The following is a 16,653-nucleotide window of genomic DNA, read 5'->3' as shown; positions in this document are numbered from 1 at the left end:
TGAATATTTTGCTTTTTATTGTTTTAATCTTTTGCTGACATGCCAGCGGCCAAATATGGAATGAGAATATCGACCACTGCCTTAGCATCTATCTTTCTGTCATAGTCATTCTCTGCAATTTCTATCAGAGCCTGGCTAGATGCCATGGTGAATACACAAGTCCCTAGGGTGAAGTGCAATCGCCAAAATAACTGTTCTTGAGTGAGGTTCGGGTTGGCTTTCATCACTGAGCTGGTAAACAGGGTTAGCACTTCGCTGTAGCGAGTGGTAATGAACCAACGCAAGTGACCTTGTACATCCGTATAACCTCGACCGATGAGTAACATAAATCGGCTCGTACCATTTGGCCTTACATCATTCAGTGCTCTTAACGGCTGTCTCAAAGACTCAAACACGTCACTCATAGAATACGTTTCGTTCAAGTTTAAGTTCACTAAAGTGTCTTGCAGTGCAGGCATAAATGCTTCTAAGTATCGATTTAATACGGCACGAACCAGAGTCTTCTTATCGCCAAAGTGGTAGTTCACTGAAGCAAGATTTACATTGGCTTTACCCGTAATGGTGCGTAAAGAGGTGTCATTAAAACCGTGCTCAGCAAATAAGCCTTCAGCCACATCTAAGATTTTGTCTTTGGTTGTGCTTCTTGGTGCCATTTCAATCACTCGTATTAAACAACTGTTTGAAATATACGCTTAGTACATTTATTTAACAAGCAAGCAACATCACACTTTCAAAAATTGGTCGTACCAGTTAATTACTTTATTCACTAACCGATTGAATCGATGCATGTTTACAAAAAAAGAAAAAATTAATGCATTTTCTTGTAACTGAAATAGAAATGGAGGGTCATAAATTAGGTAGAAACAGAGTATTTAGAAGTTTAACAGGCCGTCAAACTTGTCTCTCCCCTGCTTTCTTAATTACTGCATTTTCCTTATTAACTCCTATACTTGTATCCGCCCAAACCGTGTTGGTTTGGGTTTTTTTTTGGGGGCTTAAATATAGTATGCCAATCAGAAAAGGAAGCCTCATGCATGGGAGCCAACTATATGCTGATTTTGTTGTATATATCGGCAAACTCTCTTCCTCACAGTCAGCGAAAGGCTTTGTTGCTTAATTCAGAGAGAAGGCATGCCTGCCCCATTGTGCTTAATTCTTAATCGATATACTGTGTTTCAGGCATACCAAGCCCTGTAAGCTTATTCAGGGCTTTAATCATAGCGTAAGTCTCGCCAACTTGAGCGTTGTAGTTCCTCAGGCTTAATTTCCCACCTAGCAGCTGTTTTACTCGGTACATCGCGGTCTCTGATAGAGAGCGCTTATGATAGCCATACCGCTCTTTCCAATACTTATTTGAGCCATATAACTTCTGGCAACCCACGGCGAGATTTCGGGGGTGACCACGCTCCCAGAAGGCAGCCCCTTCTCTTGGTGGGATGAGCGGAACAGCTCGCTTGATCCGTATGGCATCATGGCAATCCCTTGTGTCATAAGCGCCATCACCTGATATCTCAATGATTTTCCGACGTGTCTGATTGAGTAAGTTGGGGAGCACTTCGGCATCGGTTACGTTAGATAAGCTCAGCTCTGCTGCGACTATTTCGTGGGTGCTTGTATCTACTGCGATGTGCAGCTTACGCCAGACTCTTCGCTTCCCATCAGTTCCATGCTTCTTGACCTTCCATTCACCTTCGCCATAAACCTTGAGACCAGTGGCATCAATGGCTAGGTGTTGTATCGCACCTCTGGTTTTAGTTTTAAATGAAACCTCAACATCCTTAGATCGACGACTTATACAGGTGTAGTGTGGGCAAACCAGAGGGATGTTAGCCAGCTTAAAGACGGAGTCTAGAAAACCTTGCAGCGCTCTCAATGGCATAGAGAAAACGCGTTTCACCATCAGAGCGGTAGTAATGGCTAAGTCGCTGAATCGGCGAGGTCTACCACGCTTGCCTTGTTTGTTTTGCTTCCACTCGGCTAACGTCTCCTCATCAATCCAAAAGGTCAGAGAGCCACGGTTGATTAAGGCTTTATTATACTGCTTCCAGTTAGTTGTTTTGTAACGAGGTTTAGGCATGAGACTACGACGATTGATGGGTGTATCCGATCAGATCGTAGCTTCCTGATTTAGTTCCATCGATTTAAGCAACAAGGCCTAGCCGTGAGCCAAAATGCATTAGAGCTAAACAATATACAATATATTGGGAGGTATCTAGTTCAACCTACCCCCGATGAGAGGTGGGCAACGGATGTAGCGGAGAGTGAGTTAACACAAAGCATGTCGAGAAAAAATAACTGTTTAGATAATGCTGTTGCTGAGATTTTTACTTTACTCAAACAGAGTTGCATAACATCCAAAGTTTTGAAGATGCAGGAGCTCTGACGAGCAAACAAAAAAATGCATGGTGTACAACAATACTAAACGTATAAAAGTGAAATTAAAAGGCCTGACTCCGATAGAACATCGAATTCAGGCCTTGAAAGCCACTCAATAGAAATGTCCAACTTTACGGGAGCGCTTCAAATAGGGCTTTTTATTCTTTGTCTCTACTGAATCTCAGGAGTGACTCTGCTACTGTCCTTAATACTCAGGAACTGGATCGCTAGTCTATGAACGAGCCAGCTACCGATTAAGTTTTACTTCTTGCTGCTTAGTCTTAGGTAAAGAAATACTCAGTAGAAAGTAACCCAGTATTGCTGCTGTCGTAGAGCCCATCAAGATACCTAGTCGAGCGAACGTGTCAAATTCTGCGTTCGTAGGACCAAATGCCAGTGAAGAGATAAAAATAGACATTGTAAAGCCGATACCACACAACACAGAGACTGCAAAGATATTCATGAAGTTCACGCCTTCAGGAAGCTTAGCTATGCCCATTTTCACTGCGCCCCAGCTAAATAAGAATATACCCAGTGGCTTACCAACCAGTAGACCCATCGCGATACCCAAAGGTAGCATTCCGGTTAGACTTGATAGAGAAATACCTTCCAATGATATACCAGCGTTTGCAAATGCAAAGATTGGAAGAATGGCAAAAGCAACATACGGGTGCAATGCATGCTCTAGATGTTTGAGAGGAGAACGCTCCCCTTTGTTACCTTTGAGTGGAATCGCAAAACCAATCACTACGCCAGCCAGTGTTGCGTGAACACCAGACTTCAATACTGCGAACCACAGAATTGCACCGACGATCAAATAAACACTCAGCTTAGTCATATGTTTAGCATTCATCATAAACAGGACACCTGTTGCGATAAAGCCAACCGTTAGAGCAAGCGTCGAAAGATCACCTGAGTAGAACAATGCAATGATAACAACAACACCAAGGTCATCGATAATTGCTAGAGCCAGTAGGAACACTTTCAAGCTAACTGGTACACGATTACCAAGTAGCGCCATGATACCCAATGCGAATGCGATATCTGTCGCTGCTGGAATAGCCCAGCCTTGTAATGCTTCTGGGTTACCAGAATTAAATAGCACGTAGATAAGTGCAGGAGCTAGCATACCGCCCACAGCTGCGATAGCTGGGAAGATTGCTGTCTCTTTAGACTTTAATGCGCCTTCTAAAAGTTCACGCTTAACTTCTAAGCCGATTAGAAGGAAGAAGACAGCCATGAAGCCATCATTAATCCAGTGAGATACAGACATACCAAGAACGTAGCTTTGTAGAGCGCCTTGATACATTTCGTTCAGTGGTGAGTTTGCTACAAACATTGCGATCGCCGCAGCGATGACTAGTATGATGCCGCCAGCAGATTCCATTTTAAAGAAGTCACGGATGACGTCGGTCATGATTTCGCCCTTATATTTATTATTTAAATAAACGAATAACAAAGAATAACAAAGAATAACCACGAGTGTATAGAGAAGCCCAATCGATAGATAATCACTTCTTTGGATGTTTAACTTCGGTTTTTCCTACAAATACTAAACAATACGTCGTATATTCCATAACTTTTTTACGTGTTATGAAATAAGTATAGATGAGAACCCTTGAGCTGTATGCAGAATTTATTCGAGTATGGAAGGTACGGTGAATATAAAAAAGGCTATCAAATGATAGCCTTAGGTGTTTTCAGTAACCGGTGAGTTGCATGAAGCCTGTCGCTTCATGACTGCCACTTGCCATGATCGGCCCTTCCCAGTACGGAATTACAAAGGGAAGCCACATATCACGGCGTTTAATGCGTGTAGTGAGGTTAATATCGTGCTCAGGGACGTTAATTATCCATTGAAGGGGCATTCTTCTGCCATTAAGCAGCGTTGTATTCTGCAAAGGCTTGATAGAAATGTCAGATTCAGCCAGTTGATAAACCTTGCCAGAGCGAGTGGCAAGTGTTCCAAATACATAAGGCATCTGCTGATTATGACGGTAGCGGTTAATACTCAATGCCGTGCCATCATCTAAATTAAAGACGAACCAATCCCACCCTTGTTGGCCTACGCCAAGTAAGCCACTTCCCCACTCTTTATGTACCCATGCCGTTCCTTGAACTTCTTTGGCAACACCATCAAGTTGCAATGTGCCAGTCAAAGATAAGAAAGGAGCACTAAAATTGTAAGACGCAACAGGTAGCAAATCGTGCTTTTTCTGATAGCCATTGTCGCCATTGAGCACATAAGGCCCTTTAGCAACCGTATCTAACTCAAGACCAAAGGTATCCGTGTCCACTTGAAGTCGACCCGGAAACGGCGTATTACCTAGTGCTCGCCAATTCCAGTTATCAATCCAGATTCTAAAGGGACTGTTCGTCATTCCCGCCTGACCAATACCGCCACGCGCTAAACGTTGTTCTTTCCACACTTTAGAATCAGAAGAAATGACGACATTTGAAATATAGATCTGTGGGCTTTGCCATCCTGGCGTTTCGCGCTCATCCGTTGCGATGCGGAAAAAGCTCCACTGCACCGAATACTTCTTTCCATCGCTCCCTTTTAAAGAAGCGAAGTAATGCCACCATTCATGTTGGAATTCAGGGTGGAACTGGAAATCACGCGGTAGGGAAACGTTTCTGTCAGGCAATACAGGCTCAAATACATTGAAGTGTTCGCTAACAAGTACCGAATTAACCTCGTTCACACCCTTCTCGCCTACATCAACGAAGTAAGAGTAGTACGCCCATACGCCTAAGAGCACGCCGAAGAAGCTGATCAGTAGAACAGAGGAGACAAAACGATGTCTTAGCTTTTTTGAGCCATTGCGTTGAAACATAATTAGAGCGCATCCCTCAATGACTTCATAGGCGTATTTCGGATCATCCTCATCACTGGCAAGGCACCAGCAAGCATTAATGCTGCCATCGCCCACGCAAAAGTCACTAAGTAATCCCAAGGAATCACTTGTAACTCAAGTGACCACCCAAAAGACTGCTTAATAACAATATCAACGATCAAACTTGCTAACGCCAGACCTAGTGGTACCGCAATCAAAGATGAAATTAGCCCGAACACAAACAACTGCAAGCTTCCGGTAAATATCAACTCTTTGGCAGAGACTCCTAAACAGCGTTGAAGTGAGATATGCCTTTGACGAGACACTTCACCCGCCACCGTCGCGAAGAAGATACCGAATACAGCAATTACTAAGGTAATGTTGCCTAGCGTATCAGCAATTGCGAAGGTTCTATCGAAGACTCGCATCGCTTGGCTATGAATATTATTGTTATCAAAGATACGTTCAGACCCTAGCCTAAACACACTTTCCAAACGACTGCGCAAACCAATAGCATTCACATCGTCTTTTAATATGACACCTAATCCAACATTGCCCCTGCCTGCAAACCCATACAGCCAATTGCGATGTGACATCATGACCTGATGGTATGGATTGCCGTAATCATAATAGACACCGACAACTTGCCAACCTGAGCCAAGGCTATCGTGCAGGTCGATATAATCGCCAGGACGAATTCCCAATTTCAGAGACATCGATTCGCTGATCAACACCCCTTTAGAATGATGTAAATGGTACCAATAGTTTGGAATGCCGAGCTTGATAGTCAGTGCTTCTAGCTCGCCTTCTGAAGGCCCTGTACTGACAACTTGAAGATTACCCGCAGCAGAAGAAACATCTTTCTCCCAACGCCACCACACTGAATCCACTTCAGGCTGTTCTGATAACCAGTCGCTCATACGGGGAGCTGCGTTGTTAGTAGGGTATATATAGAGGTCAGCGGCCAAACGTTGAGTCAGCCATTTATCGGTGGTGTCTCTAAAACTACCCACCATGGTTTCAACACCAATATTTGCCGATAACGCCAGCATAAAGGCCATAGTAGCAACGCCACGGTAGCTCATGCTTGATGCTGCATCAGCGAAGAACCAACGAGCACGAACCCAGCGTAATGAATAGGATAAGCTGTTGAATAATTTCCACATCAAGAACGGCGTAAACAGAGCCACACTCACGAGCATAAGCGCGATGATAGCAAAACCGGTTTCTTGGGTTTGAGGCGCTTGATAAACCGCTACAGCAGCAACTAAGAAGCCGCAACCAATCAAAGCCTGCCAAGTAAATTCCGTACCCGCAAAGCGCATTAACGACAAGCGTGATGACAAACGAATAGGCTGAGACTTAAGTAAACGCACCAATGGCCACGCACAAGCTAAGAAGGCACCCAGTAACGCCATCATTAAACTATAACCGCTCCAACGCCAATTCCAGTTGATGGTTAAACCCACATTGGCATCGTATAGGTCGCCTAAGCTTGAAGACACGGCAGGTAACAGTTGGTTAGCCAGCATGACACCAAAGATGTTGCCGCACACCCAACTCACTAGCACTAAAATTAAGAGTTCTAAACACAGAGCTTTAGCCAGTTGCCAACCGGACACACCAGTCTGCCTTAATATTCCAACCAGTGGCTGACGTTGAATAAATGACAATGACATCGCTTGATAGAAGATAAACAAGCCCACGACAAACGACAGCATGCCCATCGCGGTTAGATTTAAGTGGAAAGCACTGGTTAGAGATTCCAATTCAGCTTTTGAACTGCGAGAAATCGTCAGTCCATTAGGCAACATATTCTTAAGACGTTCTAACTTCTCTGGCGGCATATCTGAACAAGCAATAACAGACAGTCCAGCGCTACGTTTCAACATTCTTAACAGCGAGATATCTGCGATCAGTCGCGTGCCGTTAATGAGATCGTTTTGATCAACAACAACAGGCCCAAGTTCAGAGCCATCAAGAAGAGGAATATAGTCACCATTCTTCCATTCCATATGTTCAGCAAGATCATCGCTGACAAGGATTGGATACGGCGGCTTCATTAGGTTTAATGTTGTGAGATCTTTTAGCGCAACGCCCGGATGTAACTGAAGCATAGACACTGGGTCCAAGCCAATTAGCATGAAGTTTGCACCATTTTCATCAGTGATACGGTGGTGATCAAAAGGGGAACACTGTTGAAAGCCTTCACGGCGTAGCTGGATATAAAAACCTTGAGGGATCTTATTGGCGTTGTGCTTGGGACGAATACGATATGGAAGAGGATTCGAAAACAGTTTTTCGCCGTGAGCGTAGCTCTGTTTGGCGTGCTGATTGATTGCGGTAACACCAACCAGTAATGATACGCCGAGGGTTAAGCCAAGCCATACCAAAATAATCTGAAGTGGGTAACGTCGATAATGACCGAGTAGCGCCTTAACTACGGGCCATAACATGAAGTTGCCCTCCCTGTAGACGAATACGTCCATCCATATGCTGCGCCACTTTTTCACTATGAGTAACAAGCAACAGAGTACATTCCAGCTCACGAGCTAAAGACGTCAGTAAGCGCATTACCGCTTCAGCATTACGCTCATCTAAACTGCCAGTCGGCTCATCGGCTAATAAGATTTTAGGTTCCATGTACAAAGCACGAGCAATGGCCGCACGCTGTTGTTGGCCACCAGACGCTTCTTCAGGATAACGTCCAAGCAAAGGCATAAGGTCTAAAGCAGAAAGGATTTGTCGCCAAAGCCCCTTGTCATCAGGTAAGCCTTTTAATTGACGGCAAAAACGAATGTTGTCGGCAATATTAAGCGTTGGTAGCAAGTTGAATTGCTGGAAGATATGACCAATATTGTTTCGACGATAAGCAGTACGATTACGCTCTGTCGAATCGTGCATATTAAAGTTTGGGAAAGCAATTTCGCCAGAGTCTATTTGGTCTAAACCCGCGATAAGATTCAGTAATGTACTTTTACCAGAACCGCTTTCTCCCATTAATGCTAGCTGATCACCTTGGTTTAATGTTAGTTCTGCACCTTGCAAAACAGGGTGAAATTCTCCCCCGTCGACATAGCCTTTACATAGGTCTGACAGCTTTAACATTAAACAGCTCGCATTAGTTAGAATTTGGAAGGAGAATCTACACTAATTCCCTGTTAGGAGGAAGTATTTTGAAAGATAGATCACACACCAACGATAAAGTGATGCTATCAGTGCGCCCTACTTCAACTTCCTATTAAGTTTTTGATCCATTTTCTTGTTTTCATGCGGTAGAGCGAGCCACCCCACTTAAGCACTTCTTCAGTGAGGAAAAGCAGATATACCCACTCAGGGGGAAACTTAAAGTAGATAGCGGCGATCGCAGCTAGCGGAATACCGATCACCCACTGAGCAATCACGTCTTGATAGAGGCAGAACTTCACATCACCGCCCGCTCTCAACACACCAACGATGACCGTCAGCGGTACCGAACGAATAACAATACCCACACTGAGAATCAGAATGAATTTCTCTGAAAGCGCTCGGGTTTCTTCTGTCAAAGCGCTAAAGGCGTTCAGTATTGGCGTTTGTACGAAGTAAAGGAAAATAGCGACCACAATACTAGTCAAGAAACACAAAATCGTTAAACCTAGTGCTTGATAGTAAACCGCTTTATTGTTCTTCGCGCCAAGTTGGTTACCAACCAGAACCGCTGCCGCATTCGAAAGCCCAATCAATAAACTCAACGAGATAGACTCAACCGGCGTCATTACGGAAAGTGCAGCAAGACCTTGGACGCCCGATTGACCCATGATCGCGTGGTAAGCAAACAAACCACCAGCCCACGCCAAGAAGTTAAACGTCGTCGGAAGCGATAACTTTAAGAAGCGAACCACTTTTTCGATTGAAGCTGCCACTTTTATATCGCAGAGCTTGAAAGCCAATAGATGCTTTGAACAATAAAGGTAACCAAATAAGGTCGCCACTTCGATTGCACCACTCAGCACTGTCGCAATCGCAGCACCTTTGATTCCAAGAGCAGGGAAGCCCAAGTTACCAAAAATCAAAACCCAGTTTAGAAATACATTTGATAGAATTCCGATACCACTAAAGAAAGTGCTCAAACCCGGCTTGTGCATAGCTCTTAGGCCAACCGCCATACTGCTGACACAAGACACGGCTAACATACTAAATGAAGTGATAACGATGTAATCAACACCAAGGTTGATGACTTCTTGTGAGTCGGTCGTCACACCCATGATTTGGCTTGGAAAAGAAATAAAGAACACAATAGTCAGCAAAGCAAACAACGTAGACACCAACCAAGTTAACGCCGTACTTTCTCTGACGCCTTGCTTGTTACCGGCTCCCCAATATTGCGCAGTCAATAACGCACCACCCGTGGTCACGCCCACCAGCATAATAGTCGTGACAAACATAGCTCTACTCGCCACACCCACCGCAGCAATATCAGCTTCACCCAATTGGCCTAACATCAGCACATCCACAAGGCCTCGACTTGAGAACATAATGCTCTGCAAGGTGATAGGCAAAGCAATCGCAATAAGCCTACGAACAAATTCACCTCGAGTGTGATGGATAATTGAAGAGAACAACATATAGAGAGACCTAAACGGAACGTATTGATGAATAAAGATAAATATCGCGCTATTATATCAATGTTCGGTTTTTAACCACAGATATAAATGGAGTAACAATGAAGAAAGTACTGGTTTTAGGCGCTTCTGGATATGTTGGTTCGCAGCTCCTCCCTCTCCTGCTTGAACAAGGCCATCAAGTCACCGCAGCAGCAAGGCATATCGACTATTTAAAAGCACGAACAGAGCCTCACGACAATCTATCACTCGTGTATCTTGATCTTGCCGATCAAGCTGCGACTCGAGCGCTCGTCCCTGACTTTGATCTTATTTTCTTTCTCGTACATGGGATGGCTGAAGGCCACGATTTCATCAACTATGAATTGAATTTGGCGCGCAATTTTATCTCAGCGCTAACTCCAAATAATAAGCACGTGATCTATCTAAGTTCGCTTCAACCACAAACGGCGGATTCGGAACATTTACAAGCCCGCAAGCAAACCGGTGACTTATTGCGAAAAGGCTCAGTGCCAGTCACTGAATTGCAAGCTGGCGTGATTATTGGCCCTGGCTCAGCGGCGTTCGAGATCATGCGAGACTTTGTTTACAACCTACCTATCATGATTGCGCCAAAATGGGTGGATTCCAAAGCAAACCCAATAGCATTACAGAACCTCAACTATTACTTACTCAAACTGGCGCAAGACACACCAACAGCTCACCAAACCTTCGAAGTCGGCGGCCCTGATATTGTCTCTTACCGAAACCAGTTTGCTCATATCGCCAAAACCGCAGATCGCCCTCTTCGACTCTGGGCTACATCTCTACTGACACCGAAAATTGCGTCTTATTGGTTAGGCGTGGTGACCTCTGTCCCATCAAATATCGGCAGAGCACTTCTCGCAGGCCTTAAGCATGACTTTATTGCTAACTCAACCACCATTAATGAACAGTACCCCCAAAAGCTAATGTCGTTCGAACGTATGGTCGAGCAAACCATTCACTCTGAAGGCAACTTCGTGAAAAGTAATGTGTGGGGTTTCGATAAAACCGCGTTTAAACGCTGGCAGGCTGGTTATGGTTATTACCCAAAGAAAACCGGAGCGAGCATTAAATCAACGGCATCATTAAAGTCTTTGTGGCAGGTTGCTCAGCAAATAGGAAGCCCAAAGCAAGGTTATTTCTTTGCTAATGCATTGTGGCGCACACGCGAATGGTTAGATATTCTCTTTGGCGGTGGTGTGCCGGTTCGACAAATGCCTGAAGGGCCGACCCTAAAAGTCGGTGACAATATCGATTCGTGGAAAGTCATTCGTTGTGAAGAGAACCAGTTTTTATCTCTGCTTTTCGGTATGAAAGGCCCCGGTTTAGGACGATTAGAAATCACCGTGTCGGATAATGGAGAGTCACGAGAGCTCAACATCACGGCTTGGTGGCACCCGAAAAGCTTTCTAGGTCTACTCTATTGGTTCGCGATGATGCCTGCCCACCTATTTATCTTTAAAGGCATGGTGAAGGCGATAGAGAAACAGGCACAAGAGCAGATGAGGGATTAAAAGCAGATACGAGATAAGAAAAGATAAAAAAGATGCGAGTAAGTGGCTCTTCGTATCACTCATCTCGCATCTCGTATCTAGCCGTTAGCCGACAACGCTAATTGGGATCTCTGCAAGTTGGTTGCCTTGGTTAGCGGGGTACACGATGTATTCACCGTGGTACTTCACTGCTGACTTGTAGTCAGTGACTTTGTGAAGCATGAAACCCGCTTCCATCGCTGCTTGAATAAACTCAGCGTGGTTACCACGGACAAACCAGTTCATTGGCTTAACCATTAGCTCACCGTCGAACGAGTCATCACACTGTTTGCCACAAAGTGCAAAAGAGTGCTCACCATCAGTGAAGAATTGAATTTTGCCGCCAGTCGTCAGCTCATCTTCACTCGATACACTCCAACCCATCTCGTACATCTTGTCCATAAAGGCTTCAACGTCGCTGTCTTTCAACGCTTTGGGTTCTTCGCTTTCAGGGAAGAATTTACCGTAAAACGCAGAAATACGTTTGAAGGTAAAAGTTAAATCAGAGTTGTTGCCTTTTGAACGACCCTGCTTCTGCCAACGCACCAAATCAGGAACAATCACGCGATCATAAGACTGAGCCTTAATCGCCTTCGTTACCCAACGAACTAAATAAAGGTTGTTCGCAATAGGCGCATCAATCGCTTTGCCTGCTTTGTGCAGAGCGTAAAGCTCGCCCAAAGCGTCATTCACTAACTTCTGAATTTCAATATAGTATTTTGACATTATGCCTTCTTTCCTAATGTCCAATATAGTAATGCTGACATTACTGCACACGCAGCCATTACCATAGCCATAGACCCAGCACTGTCACTTGGCAGCATCGCAACGATAGCTCCAACGACAGAGCCAGTACCAAATCTTAATGTTCCCGCAAGCGATGAAGCCGTGCCTGCCATGTTTGGATAACCACTGAGCAGTAGACCCATAGAGTTACTGCCGATAGTAGAAATGGTGCCAATAAATAACATAACAAACGGCACAATGCCCCAAAGTCCCAGATCCAACGCCCACCCAACGAGCAAGCCTAAACCAGCCAGTAATTGAATGATCAGCGCCGCTCTCAGCATCGTATGAGAACCGACCTCCTTAACAATTCGACCATTGATGGTTGTCATCAGAATCATAGCCACAATGTTCAGGCCAAACAGGTAACCGAACAAGTCAGGACGTACGCCATAAATATCAATGTAGACAAAAGAGCCTGCAGTTAAGAATGCAAACATCCCAGAGAATGAAAATGCACCCGCAAAAATCAAACCCATAACCGTCGGATTTTTACACAAACGAGCGTAATTGCGAATCGTCGTTTTAAAGCGCAATGGCTGACGATTTTCGACAGGTAGTGTCTCAGGGATTTTGATGATGACCGCGAGAATCACAATCACTGCAAAAATAGCTAACACCCAAAATATTGAACGCCAACCGAACCACAATGCCAAATAACCACCAATCATCGGCGCGATAAGTGGTGCAACCGTCATCACCAAGGTAACGAACGACATGGTTCTTGCGAAATCTTCACGGTCGAACATATCACGCACAACGGCTTGGATTATTACCGCCGCCGCCGCACCTGCAAAACCTTGAGCGGCACGAACTAACGTTAACGCTTCAATACCATGAGTGGTTGCACTCACGACAGACGCTATCGCAAAGAAGAGCACACCAATCAGTAGAACTGGCTTGCGACCATAACTGTCGGCTAACGGACCATGTAACAACTGACCTAAAGCGAAACCTGCGGTGTACGCAGTAAGTGTGATTTGCACTTCCCCTGCTGTCACGCCGAGATCTTTGGCGATCGTTGGCATTGCAGGTAGGTACATATCGATGGCGAGTGGTGTCAAAGCACCAATAGCGCCCAGAACCAAAAATAGCATCCAACCTAACTGAGGAGTTTGTGGTTGTGAGCTTGGGGTCTGCTGGGTAGACGTTTGCATAACTCTCCAACTAAGTACTAAGTTCTATATGAGCACGAGCATGCACTCAGCAATATACGAATACGCACAGTGATACTCGAATATGCGCACACATACATGAACATATAGTAATAATGGCTGAAACTGTCCTAGTACCAGTCAAAATAATCAGCCGACGTTATCCTTGGTCGGCCACATCTACGGTAGAAAAGATTACTTCCAGATAGAGTCGACTTCTTCTTGTGTTAGGTAACGGTATTCACCCAACTCTAAAGATTCGTCCATCTCGATTTCACCAATACGTTCACGGTGTAGTGCTTCTACCTTGTTACCAAGAGCTGCAAACATGCGTTTTACTTGGTGGTATTTGCCTTCGTGAATCGTTAGCAACACTTCACGCTCCGCACGTACTTCAAGGTGTGCTGGAAGTGTTAGGCCATCTTCGCTCTTAAGCTGGATGCCCTCTTGGAATTTTTCAACATAGTCCGCTTCAACAGGCTCAACAAGCCATACACGGTATGTTTTTTCGCACTTGTGCTTTGGAGATGTAATACGGTGAGACCACTTACCGTCGTCAGTCATTAAGACAAGACCAGTCGTGTCCACATCGAGACGACCTGCAAAGTGCAGCTTGTCCATTTTGATTTCATCAAGCAATTCAAACGCAGTGCGATTTGAGCCATCTTCATGCGAACAAACAAAGCCTTCTGGCTTGTAAAGCATGATGTAACGTGGGCCGTGAACATTCAGTTCATTGCCTTGCCATTCCACAACGCACTCTTCAGTTACCTTGAGTGAGCCGCTTTTTTGAATGACATCATTAACTGTCACTGCTTTTGATTTTAATAAGTGTGTTGCTTCTCTTCGAGTGACGCCTAACGCATCGCACAGAAATTTATCTAAACGCATGAATACCTCAACTAATCTAAGTCGGTTATTATAGTCACCTTTGCTCAATTAGTTGAGCTATTTCACACTATTTGTTTTTCATCTTACAAGACACGATATGTATACACTCCGCCCGTACCAAGCTGACTCAGTAAAATCAGTGATTCATTACTTCAGAAAACACCAAACACCGGCTGTTCTTGTGTTGCCTACAGGCGCAGGGAAAAGCCTGGTGATTGCAGAACTAGCAAGGCTTGCTAAAGGTCGTGTTCTAGTCCTTGCACACGTAAAAGAGTTGGTTGAGCAAAACCATGAAAAGTATGAAGGTTATGGGCTAAAAGGTTCGATTTTCTCCGCAGGTTTAGGGCGAAAAGAGACCGACCAACAAGTGGTGTTTGCTTCGGTTCAATCGGTGGTTCGAAATCTCGACTCATTCTCCAATCAATTTTCGTTATTGGTTATCGACGAATGCCACCGCGTGCCGGATGAAAAGACCAGTAGCTACCAAAAAGTGATCACTCACTTACGTGAAAATAATTCGGGCATAAAGGTGCTTGGATTGACCGCGACGCCTTATCGTCTTGGTATGGGGTGGCTTTACCAATATCACACACGTGGTCAAGTTCGTTCTGAAGAGCCTCGTTTTTTCAGAGACTGCATCTTCGAACTTCCAATTCGTTATTTGTTGGATGAAGGCTTTCTCACACCAGCACGCATGATCGATGCGCCCGTATTGAGCTATGACTTTTCACAGCTGAAGCCAGCTAGTACTGGTCGTTATAAAGAAGCCGAACTCGATATGGTGATCGAGCAGTCTAAACGCGCTACCCCACAAATTGTCGATCAGATCATTGAACTGGCCAAAGACAAACTAGGTATCATGGTATTTGCTGCGACCGTTAGACACGCACAAGAGATCCTTGGCTTACTACCGGAAGGTAAATCATCAATTGTAATCGGTGACACACCAACACTTGAACGTGACCAAATCATCAGTGATTTCAAAGAACGCAAAATCAAGTTCTTGGTCAACGTATCGGTATTAACCACAGGTTTTGATGCGCCACATGTCGATTTAATCGCGATTTTACGCCCGACAGAGTCCATCAGCTTGTATCAACAAATCGTTGGCCGTGGCTTACGTTTGTCTCCAGGTAAAAAAGAGTGTTTGGTGCTCGACTATGCCGGCAACAGTTACGACCTTTATCAACCTGAAGTGGGCGATCCAAAACCCGACTCCGACAGTGAGATCATCACCATTCCCTGTCCTGCTTGCGGTTTCAATAATAACTTTTGGGGCAAGCTAGACAGTAATGGCTTCTTACTTGAACACTTTGGCCGCAAATGCCAAGGCTACTTTACCGATGAAGACACAGGAGCGCGCGAGCACTGTAACTATCGTTTTCGCGCTAAGTTTTGCGGTGAATGCGGCGCTGACAACGACATCGCCGCGCGTATTTGTCATGAGTGTGATGCCACCTTAGTTGACCCCGATAAAAAGCTGAAAGAAGCGTTAAACCTGAAAGATGCGTTGGTATTTGAGTGTTTAGAAATGGATCTTAACGTTCTTAAAGACGACAAAGGTAAGTCGCAACTTAAGGTCACCTACCGAGGTGAAAACCAAGCACAAGTGCATGAGTTCTGGTCATTAACCACCAAGAAACAGAAGCAGAACTTCAAGGATCAGTTTGTTCGCCCTCACCTTGCCGACCGTCACCGACCATTTGAAGAAGCTTCACCAAGCAAAGTGGTTGCTCACCAACATCGATTCCGCCCACCTCAATTCGTGATTGCGCGTAAAGTGGGACGCTTTTGGAAAATGAGAGACAAGATATTCGAAGACGAACTACAGCAGCGTTAAGGTTAAGAATAAAGATAAGTATTACGCTCTTACCACTCGGAAGTTAATTTTCATTGATCAAGCTTTCTGCTACTAAAGGAAAGTTTTTAGGTATCAAATTCTCATTATTAATCAGGTTCACTTTCTGTTCAGAATTACTTTTTTATACTGAACGCTATCAACCTTCTCTAGGATTCGCTATGTTTAGTAAAGCTATGATTTCTTTGTTTTCTATAAGCTTTGGCTTATTTGTTTCTGCTGGTGCATGGGCCGACTCACATCATAATGGTCATGACTTAGTGCAAGATGTTCATAAAGCAGGAACTCGTATCGAATTTGAAGAAGATCAAGACGAAGTCTACGAAGCCGTACGCGAAGGCTATATTCGCCCTTTCTCAGAAATGTATGCGGCCGTTGAGAACGATATTCATGGTCGAATCATTAAAGTAGAACTAGAAGAAGACGATGATATTTGGGTTTATGAACTAAAAATTAATTACCAAAACAACATCATCAAAGTCGAATACAATGCAGAAACGTTAGAGATGCTCATGATTAAAGGCCGAAACTTTAAAGACGCAATTAAACACGACGAATAATTAAGGGCGCAACTTTAAAGACACGCCCTAATCA

15 protein-coding genes are annotated in these 16,653 nt (G+C 44.5%); 5 read left to right on the top strand and 10 right to left on the bottom strand.

Going from position 1 to position 16,653, the window contains the following annotated elements:
• Positions 1 to 23 precede the first annotated feature (23 nt).
• Positions 24 to 653: a TetR/AcrR family transcriptional regulator gene (locus ACMAZD_RS07210; protein WP_435249094.1), complete on the bottom strand. Its 630-nt coding sequence runs from the start codon at positions 651 to 653 to the stop codon at positions 24 to 26.
• Between the two features lie 158 nt (positions 654 to 811).
• Here ACMAZD_RS07210 and ACMAZD_RS07205 point away from each other — a divergent pair, with 158 nt between their 5' ends.
• Complete coding sequence (locus tag ACMAZD_RS07205) at positions 812 to 1,117, top strand: hypothetical protein (RefSeq protein ID WP_435249093.1); 306 nt, start codon at positions 812 to 814, stop codon at positions 1,115 to 1,117.
• Between the two features lie 39 nt (positions 1,118 to 1,156).
• Here the strand turns inward: ACMAZD_RS07205 and ACMAZD_RS07200 are convergent, their stop codons facing one another.
• Positions 1,157 to 2,077 (bottom strand): IS5 family transposase, encoded by a 921-nt coding sequence (locus tag ACMAZD_RS07200; RefSeq protein ID WP_435249092.1) that lies wholly within the window; start codon positions 2,075 to 2,077, stop codon positions 1,157 to 1,159.
• Between the two features lie 325 nt (positions 2,078 to 2,402).
• Here ACMAZD_RS07200 and ACMAZD_RS07195 point away from each other — a divergent pair, with 325 nt between their 5' ends.
• On the top strand, positions 2,403 to 2,495 hold the full coding sequence (locus tag ACMAZD_RS07195; protein ID WP_435249091.1) for an IS3 family transposase: 93 nt from the start codon (positions 2,403 to 2,405) through the stop codon (positions 2,493 to 2,495).
• A gap of 128 nt (positions 2,496 to 2,623) precedes the next feature.
• Here ACMAZD_RS07195 and nhaA read toward each other — a convergent pair whose 3' ends face one another.
• From nhaA to ACMAZD_RS07170, 5 genes are all read right to left on the bottom strand, one after another.
• On the bottom strand, positions 2,624 to 3,793 hold the full coding sequence (nhaA, locus tag ACMAZD_RS07190) for a Na+/H+ antiporter NhaA (RefSeq protein ID WP_435249090.1): 1,170 nt from the start codon (positions 3,791 to 3,793) through the stop codon (positions 2,624 to 2,626).
• A 283-nt stretch (positions 3,794 to 4,076) separates the two neighbouring features.
• Positions 4,077 to 5,213 carry a lipocalin-like domain-containing protein gene (locus ACMAZD_RS07185; RefSeq protein ID WP_435249089.1) on the bottom strand — a complete coding sequence of 379 codons (1,137 nt, stop codon included), beginning with the start codon at positions 5,211 to 5,213 and terminating at the stop codon, positions 4,077 to 4,079.
• Positions 5,214 to 5,215: 2 nt separating this feature from the next.
• Complete coding sequence (locus ACMAZD_RS07180) at positions 5,216 to 7,669, bottom strand: ABC transporter permease (RefSeq protein ID WP_435249088.1); 2,454 nt, start codon at positions 7,667 to 7,669, stop codon at positions 5,216 to 5,218.
• Positions 7,650 to 8,321, bottom strand: coding sequence for an ABC transporter ATP-binding protein (locus ACMAZD_RS07175; RefSeq protein ID WP_435249087.1), 672 nt, complete (start codon positions 8,319 to 8,321; stop codon positions 7,650 to 7,652). Before ACMAZD_RS07175 ends, ACMAZD_RS07180 begins: the two co-directional genes overlap by 20 nt.
• A gap of 122 nt (positions 8,322 to 8,443) precedes the next feature.
• Positions 8,444 to 9,817 (bottom strand): MATE family efflux transporter, encoded by a 1,374-nt coding sequence (locus ACMAZD_RS07170; RefSeq protein ID WP_435249086.1) that lies wholly within the window; start codon positions 9,815 to 9,817, stop codon positions 8,444 to 8,446.
• Between the two features lie 98 nt (positions 9,818 to 9,915).
• Here ACMAZD_RS07170 and ACMAZD_RS07165 point away from each other — a divergent pair, with 98 nt between their 5' ends.
• A complete protein-coding gene (locus ACMAZD_RS07165; protein ID WP_435249085.1) occupies positions 9,916 to 11,352 on the top strand; it encodes a DUF2867 domain-containing protein in 1,437 nt (478 codons plus the stop codon).
• A gap of 84 nt (positions 11,353 to 11,436) precedes the next feature.
• Here the strand turns inward: ACMAZD_RS07165 and ACMAZD_RS07160 are convergent, their stop codons facing one another.
• The 3 genes from ACMAZD_RS07160 to rsuA all read right to left on the bottom strand — a co-directional run bounded on the left by ACMAZD_RS07160 (position 11,437) and on the right by rsuA (position 14,201).
• Positions 11,437 to 12,096 (bottom strand): DUF2913 family protein, encoded by a 660-nt coding sequence (locus tag ACMAZD_RS07160; protein WP_435249084.1) that lies wholly within the window; start codon positions 12,094 to 12,096, stop codon positions 11,437 to 11,439.
• Positions 12,096 to 13,313 carry a Bcr/CflA family multidrug efflux MFS transporter gene (locus ACMAZD_RS07155; protein WP_435249083.1) on the bottom strand — a complete coding sequence of 406 codons (1,218 nt, stop codon included), beginning with the start codon at positions 13,311 to 13,313 and terminating at the stop codon, positions 12,096 to 12,098. Before ACMAZD_RS07155 ends, ACMAZD_RS07160 begins: the two co-directional genes overlap by 1 nt.
• 192 nt (positions 13,314 to 13,505) lie before the next feature.
• Entirely contained in the window at positions 13,506 to 14,201 is a 696-nt protein-coding gene (gene rsuA, locus ACMAZD_RS07150; RefSeq protein ID WP_435249082.1) for a 16S rRNA pseudouridine(516) synthase RsuA, read from the bottom strand.
• A gap of 97 nt (positions 14,202 to 14,298) precedes the next feature.
• Here rsuA and ACMAZD_RS07145 point away from each other — a divergent pair, with 97 nt between their 5' ends.
• Both ACMAZD_RS07145 and ACMAZD_RS07140 read left to right on the top strand, forming a co-directional pair.
• Positions 14,299 to 16,041, top strand: coding sequence for a DEAD/DEAH box helicase (locus ACMAZD_RS07145; RefSeq protein WP_435249081.1), 1,743 nt, complete (start codon positions 14,299 to 14,301; stop codon positions 16,039 to 16,041).
• Between the two features lie 179 nt (positions 16,042 to 16,220).
• Positions 16,221 to 16,619, top strand: coding sequence for a PepSY domain-containing protein (locus ACMAZD_RS07140; protein WP_435249080.1), 399 nt, complete (start codon positions 16,221 to 16,223; stop codon positions 16,617 to 16,619).
• Positions 16,620 to 16,653 lie beyond the last annotated feature (34 nt).

The organism is Vibrio sp. nBUS_14, assembly GCF_051201655.1.
Lineage (GTDB): Bacteria > Pseudomonadota > Gammaproteobacteria > Enterobacterales > Vibrionaceae > Vibrio.
The sequence above is the reverse complement of the archived record's forward strand: the minus strand, read 5'-3'. Positions and strand labels throughout refer to the sequence as shown.